The sequence below is a fragment of the Streptomyces sp. NPDC111520 genome, from assembly GCF_055635295.1.
The window spans coordinates 553,482-573,113 of the sequence record NZ_JBVKBW010000001.1 but is presented as its reverse complement, the minus strand read 5'-3'; the positions used below and the strand labels follow the sequence as shown (position 1 = coordinate 573,113).

The window sequence follows — 19,632 nt, the reverse complement described above, 5'->3', positions numbered from 1 at the left end:
CAGGCGGAAACCCCTCCCCACAACCCGGATCTACCTGGCCCCTTCGTACAATGTGGTCGTGAGCAACCCGCGCCCCGAGAACGACGAGCCCCTTTCCGACCCGCTGGCCGCGATGGGTCTGGGCGGCGACGAGGACGAAGCCGACACCGACCCCGGCCGCGAGGCCGACCTGGCGGTGATCGAGGCGGGCAGCCGCACCCTCCGGGCCGGCGGACCGGTGCCGCAGGACGACGGCGTCCCCGCCCGCCCCACCGACCCGGAGGTCGACAAGGCCCTTCGCGAGGTCGAGGCGGAGCTGGCGGGCCGCTGGCCGGAGACGAAGCTCGAGCCGTCCCTGGACCGGATGAACGCGCTGATGGACATCCTGGGCGAGCCGCAGCGGAGCTACCCCTCGATCCACATCACCGGCACCAACGGCAAGACCAGCACCGCCCGCATGATCGAGCGGCTGCTGCTCGCCTTCGACCTGCGCACCGGCCGCTACACCAGCCCCCACGTGCAGTCCGTCACCGAGCGGATCAGCCTCGACGGCCGGCCGATCGCGGCGGAGAAGTTCATCGAGACCTACCGCGACCTCACGCCGTACGTGGAGATGGTGGACGCCTCCCAGCCGTACCGGATGTCCTTCTTCGAGGTGCTGACCGGCATGGCGTACGCCGCCTTCGCCGACGCCCCGGTGGACGTGGCCGTCGTCGAGGTCGGCATGGGCGGCAGCTGGGACGCGACCAACGTGGTGGACGGCACGGTCGCCGTCGTGACCCCGATCGACCTGGACCACACCGACCGCCTGGGCGCGACGCCCGGCGAGATCGCGGTGGAGAAGAGCGGGATCGTCAAGAAGGACGCCACCGTCGTCCTGGCCCAGCAGCCCATGGAGGCGGCCCAGGTGCTGCTGAAGCGGGCCGTCGAGGTGGACGCGACGGTCGCCCGGGAGGGCATGGAGTTCGGCGTCGTGCACCGCGAGGTGGCCGTCGGCGGGCAGATGCTCACCCTGCGCGGCCTGGGCGGGGAGTACGAGCAGGTCTTCCTGCCGCTGCACGGTGAGCACCAGGCCCACAACGCGGCCGTGGCGCTCGCCGCGGTGGAGGCATTCTTCGGCATCGGCACCGTGCACGCCCGCACCCTCGACGTCGACACCGTCCGCACCGCCTTCGCCGCCGTCACCTCGCCGGGCCGCCTGGAAGTCGTGCGCCGCAGCCCCACCGTGGTGCTGGACGCGGCGCACAACCCGGCGGGCGCCCGGGCTGCGGCGGCGGCCGTGGGCGAGGCCTTCGGCTTCACCCACCTGGTGGGCGTGGTCGGGCCGAGCGGCGACAAGGACGTACGGGGCCTGCTGGAGGCCTTCGAGCCGGTCTTCGCCGAGGTCGTGGTGACCCAGAACTCCACCCACCGCGCGATGGACGTGGACGAGCTGGCCGCCCTCGCGGTCGAGGTCTTCGGCGACGAGCGCGTGCAGGTCGAGCCCCGGCTGGACGACGCGATCGAGGCGGCCGTGACGCTCGCCGAGGAGCAGGGGGAGTTCTCCGGCGCCGGGGTGCTGATCACCGGATCGGTGATCACCGTGGGAGAGGCCCGGCTGCTGCTGGGCCGCAAGTGACGAGCAGGAAGCGAAACCAAGCGGATGCGGACCCTGTGCGCGAGCACCCTGATCGGTGAGTTCTTCGTGATCGGCTTCGCCGGTCTGGTGGCGATGAAGCAGCCGGAGCTGACGACCGGCACGGTGTGGACGGTCAGCGGCATCGCCATGGCCCTGTGCGTGCTGCTGTGCGGCATGCTCGGCCGGCGCGGCGCCCTGGCCGTCGGCTGGCTGCTGCAGGCCGGGCTGATCGCGAGCGGCTTCGTCGTCCCGGTGATGTTCTTCCTCGGCGCGGTCTTCGCCGCGCTGTGGTGGGCCGCCGTCCACTTCGGCCGGAAGGTGGACGAGGCCAAGGCGGCGCGTGCCGCGCAGCCGGCCTGAGAGCAGCCGTAGGGCCCCCGGCCGAGGGGGTGCCGTGGGCCGTGGGGATCACCGGTAATGTCGTCGTACCCGCATCCCGCACATAGGAGTCACACCGTGTCCCAGCGCACCCTCGTCCTTCTCAAGCCGGACGCCGTACGCCGTGGCCTGGTCGGCGAGATCCTCGGCCGCATCGAGCGCAAGGCGGGCTGGAGCATCACCGCGCTGGAACTGCGCACGCTCGACCGCACGATCCTCGAGCAGCACTACGCCGAGCACGTCGGCCGGCCCTTCTACCAGCCGCTGGTGGAGTTCATGGCCTCCGGTCCGGTCGTCGCCCTGGTCGCCGAGGGGGAGCGGGTCATCGAGGGGCTGCGCGCGCTGGCCGGCCCCACCGACCCGATCGCGGCCGCGCCCGGCTCGATCCGCGGCGACTTCGGCACCATCGTCCGGGAGAACCTGATCCACGCCTCGGACTCCGAGGAGTCCGCCGAGCGCGAGATCAAGATCTTCTTCCCCGGCCTGGCCTGATCCCCCGCGGCGATTCGCCCCGAATCCGCCGCTGACGCCCGATCAGCTCAACGGGCGGCCGGAAATTTCCCGGCCGCCCGAAGGCATATGCCGGGGGTTCGGGGGAACCAAATCCGCCGACACGGCGTCACCATTGCTGAGGACAGCTGTGTGTTCTGATGACAATGGCGGCGGAACCCTGACCCCGTGCCCTGGCGGGCGCGACTACGATGGAATCTCCGCTCCTCCGGCTCAGCGCACAGCAGCGCACCCGCCGTGCTCACCCCCACATCGCTCCAGCTCGGGAAGGCCAGACGTATCCTCATGGCGAACAACATGTCGTTCATCGGCCGTGACATGGCTGTCGACCTCGGCACCGCCAACACGCTGGTGTACGTCAGGGGTCGCGGGATCGTCCTCAACGAGCCATCCGTCGTCGCCATCAACACCAACACGGGCGGCATCCTGGCGGTCGGCTCCGAAGCGAAGAAGATGATCGGCCGGACCCCCGGCAACATCGTCGCCGTCCGTCCCCTCAAGGACGGGGTGATCGCGGACTTCGAGATCACCGAGCGCATGCTGCGCTACTTCATCCTCAAGATCCACAAGCGGCGCTACCTGGCCCGCCCCCGCGTCGTGGTCTGCGTCCCCTCCGGCATCACCGGGGTCGAGCGCCGCGCCGTCATCGAGGCCGCCACCCAGGCCGGCGCGCGCCAGGTGCACATCATCGAGGAGCCCATGGCCGCCGCGATCGGCGCCGGGCTCCCGGTCCACGAGGCGACCGGCAACATGGTCGTCGACATCGGCGGCGGCACCACCGAGGTCGCCGTCATCTCGCTCGGCGGCATCGTCACCGCGCAGTCCATCCGGGTGGCCGGTGACGAGCTGGACAACGCGATCATCCAGCACATCAAGAAGGAGTACAGCCTCCTCCTGGGCGAGCGCACCGCGGAATCGATCAAGCTCACCATCGGCTCGGCCTTCGCGGTCGACAACGAGGAGCACACCGAGATCCGCGGCCGCGACCTGGTCTCCGGCCTGCCCAAGACGGTGGTCATCTCGGCCGCCGAGGTGCGCAAGGCGATCGAGGAGCCGGTCAACGCCATCGTCGACGCGGTCAAGACGACCCTCGACAAGTGCCCGCCCGAGCTGTCCGGCGACATCATGGACCGCGGCATCGTCCTGGCGGGCGGCGGCGCGCTGCTGCGCGGCCTGGACGAGCGGCTGCGCAGCGAGACCGGCATGCCGATCCACATCGCCGAGTCCCCGCTGGACTGCGTGGCCCTCGGCGCCGGCAAGTGCGTCGAGGAGTTCGAGGCGCTGCAGCAGGTCCTGGACGCGCAGCCGCGCAGATGAGTCCTCACGATCCGTCGTACGGGTGAAGTCCCGCCCGTACGCCGGATCGTTCTACCTCCCGGGCGGGCCCGTCGGGCCCACGGGCTCACACGCTCTGACGAGGAAGGCACGGACTGGCCCCCGTGAGGGACACACGAGAGAGCCGGCTTCTGCTGGTGCTGCTGGTGGCGATCGCTTTCGCGCTGATCACCGTCGACATCCGCGGCGGTGAGGACTCACCGCTGGACGGCGCCCGGTCCGCCGCGGCCGCCGTCTTCGGCCCCGTCGAGGACGGGGTCGCGGCGGCTGTCGACCCGGTGGACAACGCCGTGGACGCGGTACGCGACTCAGGCGACCGGAGCAGCCGGATCAGCGAACTGGAGCGGGAGAACGCCGAGCTGAAGCAGCAGCTCGGCAGCAAGGACGTCACGCGCGAGCGGGCCCGCGAACTCGACAAGCTGCTCAAGCTCGCCGGAGCCGGCCAGTACCGGGTCAAGGGCGCGCAGGTCATCGCGATAGGAGCCGCCCAGGGCTTCTCCTGGACGGTCACCATCGACTCCGGTGCCAACGACGGCATCCAGCGCGACATGACGGTGGTCAACGGGGACGGCCTGGTCGGCCGGGTCACCACCGTCGGCCCGTCGACCTCGACCGTCCTGCTCGCCTGCGACCCGGACTTCACGGTCGGCACGCGGCTGGAGAAGACCTCCGAGCTGGGCTTCGCGACGGGCCAGGGCAACCGGCCGATGCGGGTGCAGCTCCTCAACGGCAAGGCCCACGTGAAGAAGGGCTCGCGCCTGGTCACCTTCGGCTCCCAGGCCGACAAGCCGTTCGTGCCCGGCGTTCCGGTCGGCACGGTCGTCAAGGTGGACCCCGCCGGCGGCGGCCTCACCCGTACGGTCGAGGTCACCCCGTTCGTGGGCTACACCAAGCTCGACATCGTCGGTGTCGTCGTCCAGGGCCCGCGCAAGGACCCGCGCGACTCGGTGCTGCCGGCCGGGCCCAAGCCCGTCCCGACGGTCACCGTCACCGCGACGCCGAGCGTGAACCCCTCTCAGTCCTCGCTCTACGGACAGGAGGAGGTCCGATGAAGCGCATCCTGTTCTCCACCGGCCTCGTGGTCGCCGGCATGGTCGTCCAGGTGTGCGTCCTGGCCCGCCTCCACCTGCCCGGCGCCGTGCCCGACCTGCTGCTGCTCGTCGTCCTCGGCCTCGCACTGACGTACGGTCACGTGGCCGGCTGCCTCATCGGCTTCGGTGCCGGACTGCTCGCCGACCTCGCCCCGCCCGCCGACCACGCCGCGGGCCGCTACGCCCTCGTGCTGTGCGTCGTCGGCTACATCGCCGGCCTGGTCAAGCCGGACGGCGGCCAGTTGCGGTCGGCCACCCGCCCGATGCTGGTCGTGGTCGGCGCCGCCATCGGCTCCACGGTGCTGTACGCGGCCGTGGGCGCCCTCGTCGGCGACACCGCGGCCCAGCACGTCGGCCTGGGCAAACTGCTGTTCACCGCCGCCCTGTACGACCTGCTGCTCGCACCGTTCACCGTGCCGTGGATCATGGCGCTGGCCCGCCGGTTCCAGGGCGATTCGCTCACGGAGGACGCCTCCGGCCCCGGCTTCGGCGCCCGCATCGGCGGCCAGCGCTCGAGCCTCCTGGGCCGGGTGGGGAGCGTCGCCAAGGGAGGCCGGCGGCTGTGAGCGGCGCACGCGAGGCCGCCGGGGGGCGGCCGACGACGAGGCACGCGCTGTCGTGCCGAGCGGGTGGAGAAGCGGGAGGGGCGGCGTGAGCAACATCCCCGAGACGGGGCGGACGCCGCGGGTCACGATCCGGCTGGTGGTCCTGCAGATCCTCGTCCTGTCCCTGCTGTTCACCCTCGGCGGGCGGCTGTGGTTCCTGCAGATCCGCGACGGCCACGAGTACACGGCGCAGGCCAACAGCAACAACGTCCAGGAGGTCGTCGCGCCCGCCGTCCGCGGGTCGATCCTGGACGACAAGGGCGTGGCGCTCGCCGACAACGAGACCCGGCTGGTGGTCTCCGCGAGCCGCACCGACCTGCTCAAGCAGAAGGACGACGGCAAGGCGGTGCTGACCCGGCTCGCCGACGTGCTGCACATGAAGCCGGAAGAGGTCCTGGGCAAGGTCCGGCTCTGCGACTCGCAGACCCCCAAGCCCTGCTGGAACGGCTCGCCGTACCAGCCGATCCCCATCACCGACGAGGCCACCACCCAGCAGGCGCTGCAGATCATGGAGCGCCGCGAGGACTTCCCCGGCATCACCGCGGAGCCCACCGCCGTGCGCCGCTACACCGCGCCGTTCGGGTCCAACACCTCCCAGGTCCTCGGCTACCTCTCGCCCGTGACGGACGACGAGCTGACCGCCGCCGAGAAGAAGGGCCGGTCGCTGCTGCGCTCGGACCAGATCGGCCGCTCCGGTCTGGAGCGCACCTACGACAGCGAGCTGCGCGGCACGGCCGGCGTCACCCGCTACGAGGTGGACAACCTCGGCCGGGTCATCGGCAAGGCGGGCGAGACCGCCGCGGAGCCCGGCAGCCACCTGGTCACCAGCATCGACGCGCGCGTCCAGGCGGTCGCCGAGAAGGAGCTCAACGAGGCGATGAAGGTCGCCCGGCAGACCTTCGACAAGGTCACCGGCAGCCTCTACAAGGCGGACTCCGGCGCGGTCGTCGTCATGGACGTGCACACCGGCCAGGTCATCGCGATGGCCAGCGCCCCCACGTACGACCCGAACGTCTGGGTCGGCGGCATCTCCGCCAAGGACTACGCCAAGCTGACGGGCAAGAAGTCCAACTTCCCGCTGCTCAACCGGGCCATACAGGGTCAGTCGGCCCCCGGCTCGACCTTCAAGGCGATCTCCACCTCGGCCGCCGTGAAGGCCGGCTACGACATCAACGGGCGCTACCCCTGCCCGTCGTCGATGACCATCGGCGGCCGGGTCTTCAACAACTTCGAGGGCGAGAGCGCCGGTTCCATCACCCTCGCCCACGCCCTGGAGATCTCCTGCGACACCGTCTTCTACGGCCTGTCGTACGACCAGTGGCTCAAGGACGGCGGCACCAAGCCCAAGAAGCACCCCAAGGACTGGTTCTACAAGACCGCCAAGGAGTACGGCCTCGGCTCGGTGACCGGCATCGACCTGCCCTCCGAGGTCACCGGCCGGATCCCGGACCGCCAGTGGAAGCGCGACTACTACGAGGCCAACAAGGACTACTGGTGCAAGGTCGCCAAGAGCGACAAGCAGGACTACGCCAGCCAGATCGCGCGCGAGAACTGCGTCGACGGCTACGTCATGCGCGCCGGTGACTCCGTCAACTACGCCATCGGCCAGGGCGACACCCTCGTCACCCCGATCCAGATGGCCAACATCTACTCGGCCATCTCCAACGGCGGCACGCTCTACCAGCCCACCATCGGCAAGGCGATCATCAGCGCCGACGGCAAGAAGGTCACCCGGATCAAGCCGAAGGTGAACGGCAAGGCCCCGGCCACCAAGAACACCCTGAAGTACATCAACGAGGCCCTCGAGGGCGTCGTCACCCACGGTACGGCCGCATGGCGTTTCGGCGGCTGGCCGCAGGACAAGATCCCGCTGCACGCCAAGACCGGTACCGCGGAGGTCGCCGGCAAGCAGACCACCTCGTGGTTCACGACGTACAGCAAGGACTACGCGATCGTCATGACGATCTCCCAGGGCGGTACCGGTTCCGGTGGTTCCGGCCCGGCCGTCCGCAAGATCTACGAGGCCATGTACGGCGTCCAGAAGGACGGGGCGATCGACAACAAGAAGGCCCTGCTGCCGCGCCCCCTCAGCAAGCTGCCGAAGATCGACGCCGACGGCACCATCCGGGTCACCAAGGCGGCCTGGGCCGACGTGCCGCAGGGGCCCGCCGCGCCCGGCCACGTCGTGCTGGCGACCGCCGCGCTGCCCCCGGACCGCGGCGAGAAGCTCCTGGCGGGCAGGAGGTACCGGTCATGAGCGCGCACGGCTACGGGGCGCGGCGCTTCACCCCCGAGCGCGGCACCCTGGGCAAGCTCCTGGCCAGGGACTCGATAGTGCGCCGGATGGACTGGCTGCTGCTCGGCGCCGCACTCGCGCTCTCCCTGATCGGCACCGCGCTGGTGTACTCGGCGACGCGCAACCGCACGGAGCTCACGCACGGGGACCCGTACTACTTCCTGCTGCGGCACATGCTCAACACCGCCATCGGCTTCGCCCTCGCCGCCGGCACGGTGGCGCTGGGCCACCGCCGGCTGCGCGGCGCGGTGCCGGTGCTCTACGCCATCTCGGTGCTGCTGGTGACCGCGGTGCTGACCCCGCTGGGCTCCACGGTCAACGGCGCCCACGCGTGGATCGTGCTGGGCGGCGGCTTCTCGCTGCAGCCCTCCGAGTTCACCAAGATCACCATCATCCTGGGCATGGCGATGATGCTGTCCGCCCGGGTCGACGCCGGCGACCGCCTCTTCCCCGACCACCGGACGGTCGCCCAGTCGCTCGGCTTCGCCATACTGCCCATGGCGATCGTCATGCTGATGCCCGACCTCGGGTCGGTCATGGTCATGGCCGTCATCGTGCTCGGCGTGCTGCTGGCCTCCGGCGCCTCCAACCGCTGGGTCCTCGGCCTGATCGCCGCCGGCGCGGGCGGCGCGATCGCGGTCTGGCAGCTCGGCGTCCTCGACCAGTACCAGATCGACCGCTTCGCCGCCTTCGCCAACCCCGCCCTCGACCCCGCGGGCGTCGGCTACAACACCAACCAGGCGCGCATCGCCATCGGCTCCGGGGGACTCCTCGGCAAGGGCCTCTTCGACGGCAGCCAGACCACCGGGCAGTTCGTGCCCGAACAGCAGACCGACTTCGTCTTCACCGTGGCGGGCGAGGAACTCGGCTTCGTCGGGGCGACCCTGATCATCGTGCTGCTGGGCGTCATCATGTGGCGCGGCTGCCGCGTCGCCCGCAACGCGACCGACCTGTACGGCACGATCATCGCCGCCGGCATCGTCGCCTGGTTCGCCTTCCAGTCCTTCGAGAACATCGGCATGACCCTCGGCATCATGCCCGTGGCCGGTCTGCCGCTGCCCTTCGTCTCGTACGGCGGATCGTCGATGTTCGCGGTCTGGATCGCGATCGGACTGCTGCAGGCCATCCACATGAAGCGGCCCATGTCGGCCTGACGCCGTCCACCGGGTGAACGCACCATTGCGGCCGGGCGAACCCGCGATTAGGTTCCTGACATGGGGAAGCGTGTCGCGGAGACCGAGCGCAAGTACGAGGCCGCCGAGCAGACCGGCGAACCCGATCTCGAAGGTCTGCCCGGGGTCGCGGCCGTGCGCGTCCTGGAACCCGCAGAACTGGACGCCGTCTACATCGACACGTCCGACCTGCGGCTGGCCACCCACCGGATCACGTTGCGCCGCCGCACCGGCGGCGACGACGCCGGCTGGCACCTGAAACTGCCCACCTCACAGACCGACACCCGCACCGAGGTGCACGCGCCCCTCGGCAAACAGGGCCGCAAGGGCGGCCCCAGGGTGCCCAAACCCCTGCTCGCCGAGGTCACCGCCGTCATCCGGGACCGGGAGCTCGTCCCGGTCGTCCGGCTGCACACCTCCCGCACCAGACTCCACCTCGTCGACGCGGAGGGCACGCCCCTCGCCGAGATCGCCCACGACGACGTCCGCGCCACCGTCCTGGATCACGCCGACGGGGCGGAGAACGCCTGGACCGAGGTCGAGACCGAACTCCTCGACGGCGACACCGCCCTCCTCGACGCCGTCGAGAAGCGGCTCCGCGCCGCCGGGCTACGGCGCTCGAAGTCCCCCTCCAAGCTCGCCCACGCCCTCGGCGACCGCCTGACCGCCGCCCCCCGGCCTCCGCAGCCGCCCTCCTCACCCCGCACCGCCGGGGACGTCGCCCTCGCCTACGTCCACGAGCAGATCACCGCCATCACCGACTGGGACCCCGAGGTACGCCGCGACGAGCCGGACTCCGTCCACCAGATGCGGGTTTCCACCCGCCGGCTGCGCAGCGCCTTCAAGTCCTTCCGCCGCGAACTCGACCGCGAGGTGACCGACCCCGTCGGCGACGAGCTGAAATGGCTCGCCGGGGTCCTGGGCCTCGAACGCGACCGCGAGGTCCTCGCCGAACGCCTCGGCGACCGCCTCGCGGAGCTCCCCGAGGAACTCGTCACCGAGACCCTCACCGCACGCATCGGCGGCGACGCCCCCGTCCACGAGGGCGCCCGCAAGGAACTCCTGCGCGAACTCGGCAGCGGACGCTACTTCCGCCTCCTGGACACCCTGGAGTCCCTGCTCACCGACCCACCCCTGCTCAAGGGAGCCAAGGCCCCCGCCACCGCCGTCGCCAAGGCCGTCAGCCGCGACCACCGGCGGCTGCGCCGGCGCGTCGAGCCCGCTCTGGAGAGGGAACCCGGCCACGAGCGCGACCTCGCCCTCCATGACGCCCGCAAGGCCGCCAAACGGGCCCGCTACAGCAGCGAGGCCGCCCGGGCCGTCCCCGCCCTGCGCAAGCCCGCCAAGAAGCACACCAAGCGCATGAAGGCCGTGCAGCAACTGCTCGGCGAGCACCAGGACAGCGTCATCTGCCGCGACGCCGTCCTGCGCCTCACCTCCGACGCCCGCGAGGCGGGCGAGGACACCTTCGCGTACGGCGTGCTCTACCAGCTGGAACGCGACCTCGCCGCCGCGGCCGAACGGCAGCTGCCCAAGGAGTGGCCCAAGGCGGACCGCGGCAAGCTGTCCGGCTGAACCGTCCCGCGGCGACCGTCACCAGGCGCCCCGCGCCGCGCCGAACGCGGCCGGGGAGCCCTCTGTGACGCGTTACGCTGAATGGTCACCCTTGCCAGCTCACGAAAGACACCTCTGATGCCTGTCGAGTCGGTCTTCCCCCAGCTCGAGGCCCTGCTGCCGCACGTGCAGAAGCCGATCCAGTACGTCGGCGGGGAACTGAACTCCACCGTCAAGCCGTGGGACGAGTGCGACGTCCGCTGGGCCCTGATGTACCCGGACGCCTACGAGGTCGGACTGCCCAACCAGGGCGTCATGATCCTCTACGAGGTGCTCAACGAGCGCGAGGGGGTCCTCGCCGAGCGCACGTACAGCGTGTGGCCGGACCTCGAGGCCCTGATGCGCGAGCACCACGTGCCGCAGTTCACCGTGGACGCCCACCGCCCGGTCAAGGCCTTCGACGTCTTCGGCCTCAGCTTCTCCACGGAGCTCGGCTACACCAACATGCTCACGGCCCTGGACCTCGCGGGCATCCCGCTGGAGGCCCGGGACCGCACCGAGGACCACCCGGTCGTGCTCGCCGGAGGCCACGCGGCCTTCAACCCCGAGCCCATCGCGGACTTCCTCGACGCCGCGGTGATCGGCGACGGCGAGCAGGCCGTCCTGGAGATCACCGACGTGATCCGCGCCTGGAAGGCCGAGGGCCGCCCCGGCGGCCGCGACGAGCTGCTGTTCCGGCTGGCCCGCACCGGCGGGGTGTACGTGCCCAAGTTCTACGACGTGGAGTACCTGGCCGACGGCCGGATCGCCCGCGTCGTCCCCAACCGCTCCGGCGTGCCGTGGCGGGTGTCCAAGCACACCGTCATGGACCTCGACGAGTGGCCCTACCCCAAGCAGCCGCTGGTCCCGCTCGCGGAGACCGTCCACGAGCGGATGTCCGTGGAGATCTTCCGCGGCTGCACCCGCGGCTGCCGCTTCTGCCAGGCCGGCATGATCACCCGCCCGGTGCGCGAGCGCAGCATCACCGGCATCGGAGAGATGGTCGACAAGGGCCTGAAGGCCACCGGGTTCGAGGAGGTCGGCCTGTTGTCGCTGTCCTCCGCCGACCACTCCGAGATCGCCGACGTCGCCAAGGGCCTCGCCGACCGGTACACGGAGGACAAGATCGGCCTGTCCCTGCCCTCCACCCGCGTCGACGCCTTCAACATCGACCTGGCCAACGAGCTGACCCGCAACGGCCGCCGCTCGGGTCTGACGTTCGCCCCGGAGGGCGGCTCCGAGCGCATCCGCAAGGTCATCAACAAGATGGTCTCGGAGGAGGACCTGATCCGCACCGTCGCCACCGCCTACGGCAACGGCTGGCGCCAGGTCAAGCTGTACTTCATGTGCGGTCTGCCCACCGAGACCGACGAGGACGTGCTGCAGATCGCCGACATGGCGAAGAACGTCATCCAGAAGGGCCGCGAGGTCACCGGCCAGAACGACATCCGCGCCACGGTGTCGATCGGCGGGTTCGTGCCCAAGCCGCACACCCCGTTCCAGTGGGCCCCGCAGCTCGGCGTCGAGGAGACCGACGCCCGCCTGGAGAAGCTGCGCGACGCCATCCGCGGCGACCGGAAGTACGGCCGCAACATCGGCTTCCGTTACCACGACGGCAAGCCCGGCATCATCGAGGGCCTGCTCTCCCGCGGCGACCGCCGCGTGGGCGCCGTCATCCGCGCCGTCTACGAGGACGGCGGCCGCTTCGACGGCTGGCGCGAGCACTTCTCGTACGACCGCTGGCTCCGCATGTGCGAGAAGGCGCTCCCGGAACAGGGCGTCGACCTCGCCTGGTACACCACGCGGGAGCGCACGTACGAGGAGGTCCTGCCCTGGGACCACCTGGACTCGGGCCTCGACAAGGACTGGCTCTGGGAGGACTGGCAGGACGCCCTCGACGAGACCGAGGTCGAGGACTGCCGCTGGACGCCGTGCTTCGATTGTGGGGTGTGTCCTCAGATGCAGACCTCCATCCAGATCGGCCCCACCGGCAAGAAGCTGCTGCCGCTGACCGTGGTGAAGTAGCGGTTCGCCGAGCACTCGAAGGCCCCCGCCGGCATGGCGGGGGCCTTCGTGCGTCCGGGGCGGGACGACGCGTCAGGCCGGCTCCGCGGCACGGCCGTTGACCCGGGAGGTCCGTGCCGGGAGGGGGAGGTGAACGCGGGGTTCCGGGCGTACCGTTCGGGGATGGAGGAGCGGGGGAGCGCCGGCGGGTACGGCGGGAGCGGGGACGGGGACGGGTGCCTGACGGTGGCGGTCAGGCTGCCGGCGCGGATCGTGGCGCTGGTGGTCGTGCTGCCGCTGCGCATCGCGTGGGACGCCCTGGCGGCGTCGGGGCGGGCGTCGGGGCGGTTGGGGCGGTGGCTGGTCGGGGTGTGCGTGGTCGCCCCCGCGGCGGCGCTGTGGCGGTACGCGCTGGCCCCGGTGGGACGGGCCGTGGGGGCGGCCGTGCTCTGGGTGGTCCGGCTGCTGGTCGTGGTGCCGGTGGTGGGGCTGTGGCGGTACGTGCTGGTGCCGGTGGGCGTGGGGGTGGTGTGGGCGGTCCGGACGTTGGTGGTGGTGCCCGTGGCGGCGCTGTGGCGGCGTGTGCTGGTGCCGCTGGCCACCGGGGGGGTGCGGCTGCTGGTCGTGCTGCCCTCGGTGGGGCTGTGGCGGTACGTGCTGGTGCCGGTGGCTGCGGGGGTGGTGTGGGCGGTCCGGACGCTGGTGGTGGTGCCCCTGGTGGCGCTGTACGGGCGTGTGCTGGTGCCGTTGGCCGCCGGGGCGGTGTGGCTGCTCCGGTGGGCGGTCCGGCTGCTGGTCGTGGTGCCGGCGGTGGGGCTGTGGCGGTACGTGCTGGTGCCGGTGGGCGTGGCCGTGGCGTGGCTGGCGCGGTGGGCGGTCGTGGTTCCGCTGCTGTTCCTGTGGCGGCGGGTGCTCGTGCCGGTCGCCAGGGAGGTCCGGGACGCCCTGCTGGTGGCCTGGCGGGTGGCGGGGTACGTCTCGCGTGCCCTGGGCAGGGCCCTGAAGTGGCTGGTCACCGTGGTCGTGGTGGTCCCGGTGGCCTGGGTGTGGCGCGCCGTCGTGCTGCCCGTGTGGCGGCCGGTGCGGCGGGCGGCGGCCGAGGCCCGGCGGGTGGTGCGCGACGCGCTGGCCGCGGTGCGGGAGACCGTGCGCGGGGTGCGGGCCGATCTGCGCAGTGCGCTGACGGGCGCGCCGCGACGGGTGGAGCGCGCTGCGGGCGCCGTGGGGAACCGGAAGGCCGGAACCCCCAGTAATCTGGAAGACGACAAGCAACCCCGTCCGGGGTGACCAGACGCACGAGGGACTGAACGACACTGGGCAAGCGACAGCCCGAAGGCCCGCCGCCCGCACCCGCGGTGCAGCGCATCCGACTGCGCTACACCAAGCGCGGCCGCCTCCGGTTCACCAGCCACCGCGACTTCCAGCGCGCATTCGAGCGGGCGCTGCGGCGCGCCGAGGTGCCCATGGCGTACTCGGCGGGTTTCACCCCGCACCCCAAGGTGTCGTACGCCAACGCCGCACCCACCGGCGTCGCGAGCGAGGCCGAGTACCTGGAGATCGCGCTCAGCGAGGCCCGTGAGCCGGAGAAGCTGCGCCTGCTGCTGGACGAGTCGCTGCCGGCCGGACTCGACGTGGTCGACGCCGTCGAGGCCCGTACCTCGGGGCTCGCCGAGCGGCTGGCGGCGTCGGTGTGGCAGCTGCGGCTGGACGGTGTCGAGCGGGACGAGGCCGAGCGGGCCGTGGCGGCGTTCCTCGCCGCCGGGACCGTCGAGGTCCAGCGCATGACGAAGAACGGCGTGCGGACTTTCGACGCGCGCGAGGCCGTCACCCGGCTCGAAGCGGTGGATCCGCAGGTGGCCGGGGCCCAGGACGGTGTTTTCGAACAGGGTGCCGATAGGCCGACGCCAGGAGCTTGTGCGATACTGCGGCTGGTTGTTCGGCATGTGACACCTGCCGTACGACCCGACGACGTCCTGTCCGGCCTCCGTGCGGTGGCCGACCTCGCGCCGCCGGTCCCCGCAGCGGTGACCAGGCTGGCGCAGGGGCCGCTCGACGAGGAGACCGGTACGGTGACCGATCCGCTCGCGCCCGACCGCGATGCCGCGAGGGTGCCGGAGGGTTCCGCCTAGGACCGTCGTCGTTGTGCGGCCGATGCATCTGGGGAAACCCGGGTCCGGCAGCACGCATCAGACGAGACTTTCGTCGGCCCGTCACTGCGGTGCCGACGAGCTATACGACAGCTCCCGTGTGGCGCCCGCGCCCCCCGGGCGGCGGAACCGCGATGACGCGGACCGCCGCGAACCGGACCAGGACGCGGCGCCCGGGAGCGTGACGGGAGAAATGCCCGCATGCTCGAGCACAACGAGCCGAACGAGGCGCCCGAGAACGGCGCCACCGAAGCCGCCTCCGGCGGCACCGACACCGAGGCGACGGCCGCACCGCGCCGTCGACGCCGGGCGGCGAGCCGCCCCGCGGGACCGCCCGCGGCCGGCGAGGCCGCGCAGGACGTGACCCCGGGGGCAGCGGCCGCCGGATCGCCGGCCATACCGGCCGAAGCTGCTTCCGCGGAGCCGGAGGCCGAGGCCGCGCCGGCGCGTACCCGCCGCCGGGCGACCCGCAAGGCCTCCGCCCCGGAGCCGCAGCCGGCCGGGTCCGGCGAGGAGACGGCCGAGGCCGCTCCCGCCCCTACCCGCCGCCGTGCGACACGGAAGGCCACCGCCGCGGCCCCGGCCCCCGAGGCCGTCGTGGCGGAGACGACTGCCGAGCCGGCCCCGGCCCCCGAGAGCACCCCCGAGACCTCTGGTGCGGAGCAGGCCGGCCAGCCGGCGGCTCCGGCCCGTACGCGGCGCCGTGCCACGCGCAAGGTGACCAGCCCCGAGGCGGCCCCGGCCGCCGAGGAGACGAGCGGCCCCGCGGCCGCCGCCGACACGCAGGCCAGGGAGCTCCAGGCCGACCTGCCGCTGCACGCCGAGACCGCCCCCGCGGCGGAGCAGGCCGAGCAGCCGGCGGCCCCGGCCCGTACCCGTCGCCGTGCCACGCGCAAGGTGGCCACCCCCGAGGCGGCTCCCGCCGAGGACGTCGCCGTGGCCGCCGCGGACGCGCCGGCGAAGGCGCTGCAGGAGGAGCCCGCGGAGCAGCCCGCCACGCAGCCGCGTCGCGGCAGGGCCGAGAAGCCCCAGGCCGAGAAGTCCCGGGCGGCCCGTTCGCGTCGGCGTACCGCCCCGGCGGCTTCCTTCCTCGCCGCCGACGACGGCTCGCGCCGTCTGAAGCCGGGTGCGCTCGCGCCTCGTGAGGAGGCGGAGGCCACCGCCGAGACCGTCGTGGCCGCCGCCCCGGAGCGGCGCACCTACACCGCCAAGGCCGTCCCGGACGGTTCCGGCTGGGCCGTCGAGGTCGAGGACGCGTACGAGATCCGCGGCTACGGCGACACGGTCGACGAGGCGCACGCCGCGGCGGTCGCGGCGGTCGCGGAGGCGTTCGGTGTCCCCGCGGACACGATCGTCATCCAGGTCCAGGAGGCGCAGGGCGCCGAGGCCGAGCCCGCGGCGGAGCCTGAGGCCGAGCCCGAGCCCGAGCCCGAGGCGGCTCCCGCCCGAGGACGCCGCCGGGTCGTGCGCCCGCCGGTGGCTGTCTTCCAGGCACCGGTGTTCCAGGCCCCCGCCCCGGCGCAGGCCGGGCAGGCCGCGCCGGCCGTGGAGCAGGAGGACCACGAGGAGCCCGAGGCCGAGGCGGAGGCCGAGGAGTACGCCGGCGGACGCCGTCGTCGCCGCCGCCGTCGCGGCGAGCCCGCGGAGGCCGTGGAGACCGCGCAGAGCGCCGTGGCCGAGCACGCCGACGAGGAGCCCGAGGCCGTCCACGAGGACGAGGCGGAGGCCGAGGCCGACGAGCACGAGGGCGACGAGCACGAGGGCGAGGGCGGCGAGCGGACCTCCCGTCGTCGCCGTCGCGGTGGCCGCCGCCGTCGTCGTGGTGAGGCCGCCGACGGCGAGGAGGCCGCCGGCGAGGACGAGGAGACCGAGGGCGAGGGCGCCGCGGACGAGTCCGATGAGGACGACGAGCAGGACGGCGAGAGCAGCAGCACCAGCCGTCGCCGTCGCCGTCGTCGCCGCCGTGGCGGCGAGGGCCCGGCCGAGGAGGGCCTGGGCGAGGACGCCCCGGAGCGCACGGTCGTCAAGATCCGCGAGCCGCGCAAGCCGTCCGAGCCGGCCGACGAGGTGCAGTCCATCAAGGGCTCCACCCGTCTGGAGGCCAAGAAGCAGCGTCGCCGCGAGGGCCGTGAGCAGGGCCGCCGGCGTGTGCCGATCATCACCGAGGCCGAGTTCCTGGCCCGCCGTGAGGCGGTCGAGCGCGTCATGGTCGTCCGTGAGAACGGCGACCGGACGCAGATCGGTGTGCTGGAGGACGACGTCCTCGTCGAGCACTACGTCAACAAGGAGCAGGCGACCTCGTACGTCGGCAACGTCTACCTGGGCAAGGTCCAGAACGTGCTGCCGTCCATGGAGGCCGCGTTCGTCGACATCGGCAAGGGCCGCAACGCCGTCCTGTACGCCGGTGAGGTCAACTTCGAGGCGCTGGGCATGGGCAACGGCCCGCGGCGCATCGAGGCGGCCCTGAAGTCCGGCCAGTCGGTGCTGGTCCAGGTCACCAAGGACCCGATCGGCCACAAGGGCGCCCGCCTGACCAGTCAGGTGTCGCTGCCCGGCCGTTACCTGGTCTACGTGCCCGAGGGCTCGATGACCGGCATCAGCCGCAAGCTGCCCGACACCGAGCGCGCCCGGCTGAAGCAGATCCTCAAGAAGATCGTCCCCGAGGACGCGGGCGTCATCGTGCGCACCGCGGCCGAGGGCGCGAGCGAGGACGAGCTGCGCCGCGACGTCGAGCGGCTGCAGTCGCAGTGGGAGGAGATCCAGAAGAAGGCGAAGAGCGGCAACGCCCCGTCGCTGCTCTACGGCGAGCCGGACATGACCGTCCGCGTCGTCCGCGACATCTTCAACGAGGACTTCAGCAAGGTCATCGTCAGCGGCGACACCGCCTGGGAGACCATCCACGGCTACGTCTCACACGTCGCGCCGGACCTGGCCGAGCGGCTGAGCCGCTGGACCTCCGAGGTCGACGTCTTCGCCACCTACCGGATCGACGAGCAGCTGCTGAAGGCGCTGGACCGCAAGGTCTGGCTGCCGAGCGGCGGTTCGCTGGTGATCGACCGGACCGAGGCGATGGTCGTCATCGACGTCAACACCGGCAAGTTCACCGGCCAGGGCGGCAACCTGGAGGAGACGGTCACCAGGAACAACCTGGAGGCGGCCGAGGAGATCGTGCGCCAGCTGCGGCTGCGCGACCTGGGCGGCATCATCGTGATCGACTTCATCGACATGGTGCTGGAGTCCAACCGCGACCTCGTGATGCGCCGTCTGCTGGAGTGCCTGGGCCGTGACCGGACCAAGCACCAAGTGGCCGAGGTCACCTCGCTGGGGCTGGTGCAGATGACCCGCAAGCGGGTCGGCCAGGGTCTGCTGGAGTCCTTCTCCGAGACCTGCGTGCACTGCAACGGCCGCGGCGTCATCGTCCACATGGACCAGCCCACGACGGCCGGTGGCGGCGGCAAGCGCAAGCGCCGTCGTGGCGGTGCGGCGGAGGAGCCGGCGGTCGCCGGGACCGCCGTCGCCGAGGCCGAGGAGGCCGTGGAGGAAGCGCTCGAGCTGGAGCCGGTCGCCGTGGCGGAGGCCGAGCTGGTCCCGGCCGTCGGTGGGGACGAGGAGTGGTTCAGCAGCCCGGCGGAGGCCGAGGCCGCGGCCGGCCGGCGTTCCCGGCGGCGTGCCTCGCGGCGGGTCACCGCTCCGGTGGGTTCGCCGGACGCGACGGCCGAGATCGTCACCGTCGTCCCGTCGGTCGCCCCGGTCACCGAGCCCCAGGCGGCGGAGGCCGCGACGGCCACCGCCACCGAGGCGCCCGCGGTCGTGGGCACCGCCGAGGTCGTGGAGGAGCCCGTCGCCCCGGTCCGCGGCCGGCGCCGGGCGACCCGCAAGGCCACCGCGCCGAGCGCCCCCGCGGGTGAGGCGGCCACGGTGGTCGTCCCCGCGGCGGAGACGGCCGTCCCGGCCCCGGCTCCCGAGCCGGAGCCCGTGGCGGAGGTCCAGGAGCCGGCCGCGCCGGTCCGTCGCCGGGCCACGCGCCGGGCGTCCGCCCCCGCGGGCGCGCCGTCCTCGGGCGAGGAGGCCGCGGTCGTGGTCGTCCCCGGCACCGAGGCGCAGCCGCAGAGCGACGCCGCCGAGACCGACGTCGCCGAGGCGGACACCGCCGAGGCGGAGCCGAAGAAGCGGGCCGCGCGCAAGACGGCCGCGAAGAAGGCGCCGGCGAAGAAGGCCGCCGCCAAGAAGACGGCCGCCAAGAAGACCGTGGCGAAGAAGACCACCGCGAAGAAGACGACGGCGAAGAAGGCCGCGAAGGCCACGGCCGAGGCGCCAACCGAGGCGTCCTGACCCGGGGTCACCGTCCGAGGGCCGTCCCCCACCGGGGGGACGGCCCTCGGCGTGTCCGGCCGGGGAGGCGCCGGTTTGACCCGGTCGGGGGTGCCCCGTAACCTTGACCTTCGGCGTTTTGACGTTTGACGCCCATTCCTGAGCACCTTCCTACCGGCCCCGGCCGGCAGAGGCCCCCCACGCACCGCAGGGACGGCTGGCGTCAGGAGTGACGATCCGAGCGAGAGAGTGAGTTCCGCGTGTACGCAATCGTGCGCAGCGGTGGCCGCCAGCACAAGGTGGCCGTCGGCGACATCGTCGAGGTTGACAAGATTTCCACGGGCAAGGTTGGCGACGCGGTCGAGCTCTCGACGCTGCTCGTCGTGGACGGCGACGCCGTCACCAGCGACCCGTGGGTGCTGGCCGGGATCAAGGTCCAGGCCGAGATCGTGGACCACCGCAAGGGCCAGAAGATCGACATCCTGCGGTACAAGAACAAGACCGGCTACCGCCGTCGTCAGGGTCACCGCCAGCAGTACACGGCGCTGAAGATCACCGGCATCCCCGCCGCTGCGAAGTAAGGGACTGAACAG

At 72.3% G+C, this 19,632-nt stretch carries 14 protein-coding genes; all 14 read left to right on the top strand.

The genetic code is table 11. The features are described 5' to 3' along the window. Positions 1-112: 112 nt before the first annotated feature. On the top strand, positions 113-1,597 hold the full coding sequence (folC, locus tag ACZ7MY_RS02645; protein WP_499599353.1) for a bifunctional tetrahydrofolate synthase/dihydrofolate synthase: 1,485 nt from the start codon (positions 113-115) through the stop codon (positions 1,595-1,597). Between the two features lie 24 nt (positions 1,598-1,621). Beyond that, entirely contained in the window at positions 1,622-1,957 is a 336-nt protein-coding gene (locus tag ACZ7MY_RS02640) for a DUF4233 domain-containing protein (RefSeq protein ID WP_499598939.1), read from the top strand. A gap of 96 nt (positions 1,958-2,053) precedes the next feature. After that, the gene (gene ndk, locus ACZ7MY_RS02635; protein WP_499598938.1) at positions 2,054-2,467 is read left to right on the top strand and encodes a nucleoside-diphosphate kinase; all 414 of its coding nucleotides are present in this window, start codon (positions 2,054-2,056) and stop codon (positions 2,465-2,467) included. Between the two features lie 315 nt (positions 2,468-2,782). Further along, positions 2,783-3,802 (top strand): rod shape-determining protein, encoded by a 1,020-nt coding sequence (locus tag ACZ7MY_RS02630; RefSeq protein ID WP_499599351.1) that lies wholly within the window; start codon positions 2,783-2,785, stop codon positions 3,800-3,802. 122 nt (positions 3,803-3,924) lie between these two features. Further along, positions 3,925-4,872 carry a rod shape-determining protein MreC gene (gene mreC / locus ACZ7MY_RS02625; protein WP_499598937.1) on the top strand — a complete coding sequence of 316 codons (948 nt, stop codon included), beginning with the start codon at positions 3,925-3,927 and terminating at the stop codon, positions 4,870-4,872. Continuing rightward, positions 4,869-5,477, top strand: a complete 609-nt coding sequence (mreD, locus tag ACZ7MY_RS02620; RefSeq protein WP_499598935.1) for a rod shape-determining protein MreD — start codon at positions 4,869-4,871, stop codon at positions 5,475-5,477. Before mreC ends, mreD begins: the two co-directional genes overlap by 4 nt. 85 nt (positions 5,478-5,562) lie before the next feature. After that, the gene (gene mrdA / locus ACZ7MY_RS02615; protein WP_499598934.1) at positions 5,563-7,773 is read left to right on the top strand and encodes a penicillin-binding protein 2; all 2,211 of its coding nucleotides are present in this window, start codon (positions 5,563-5,565) and stop codon (positions 7,771-7,773) included. After that, the gene (gene rodA, locus ACZ7MY_RS02610) at positions 7,770-8,966 is read left to right on the top strand and encodes a rod shape-determining protein RodA (RefSeq protein WP_499598933.1); all 1,197 of its coding nucleotides are present in this window, start codon (positions 7,770-7,772) and stop codon (positions 8,964-8,966) included. The genes mrdA and rodA overlap by 4 nt, the downstream gene beginning before the upstream one ends. A gap of 60 nt (positions 8,967-9,026) precedes the next feature. Further along, on the top strand, positions 9,027-10,559 hold the full coding sequence (locus ACZ7MY_RS02605) for a CYTH and CHAD domain-containing protein (RefSeq protein WP_499598932.1): 1,533 nt from the start codon (positions 9,027-9,029) through the stop codon (positions 10,557-10,559). Positions 10,560-10,676: 117 nt separating this feature from the next. After that, positions 10,677-12,602 carry a TIGR03960 family B12-binding radical SAM protein gene (locus tag ACZ7MY_RS02600; protein ID WP_499598931.1) on the top strand — a complete coding sequence of 642 codons (1,926 nt, stop codon included), beginning with the start codon at positions 10,677-10,679 and terminating at the stop codon, positions 12,600-12,602. A gap of 162 nt (positions 12,603-12,764) precedes the next feature. Beyond that, positions 12,765-13,868, top strand: a complete 1,104-nt coding sequence (locus ACZ7MY_RS02595; RefSeq protein WP_499598930.1) for a hypothetical protein — start codon at positions 12,765-12,767, stop codon at positions 13,866-13,868. Between the two features lie 68 nt (positions 13,869-13,936). Next, a complete protein-coding gene (locus tag ACZ7MY_RS02590) occupies positions 13,937-14,710 on the top strand; it encodes a TIGR03936 family radical SAM-associated protein (RefSeq protein ID WP_499598929.1) in 774 nt (257 codons plus the stop codon). Positions 14,711-14,929: 219 nt separating this feature from the next. Further along, on the top strand, positions 14,930-19,060 hold the full coding sequence (locus ACZ7MY_RS02585; protein WP_499598928.1) for an Rne/Rng family ribonuclease: 4,131 nt from the start codon (positions 14,930-14,932) through the stop codon (positions 19,058-19,060). Between the two features lie 239 nt (positions 19,061-19,299). Continuing rightward, complete coding sequence (rplU, locus tag ACZ7MY_RS02580) at positions 19,300-19,620, top strand: 50S ribosomal protein L21 (protein WP_499598927.1); 321 nt, start codon at positions 19,300-19,302, stop codon at positions 19,618-19,620. Positions 19,621-19,632 lie beyond the last annotated feature (12 nt).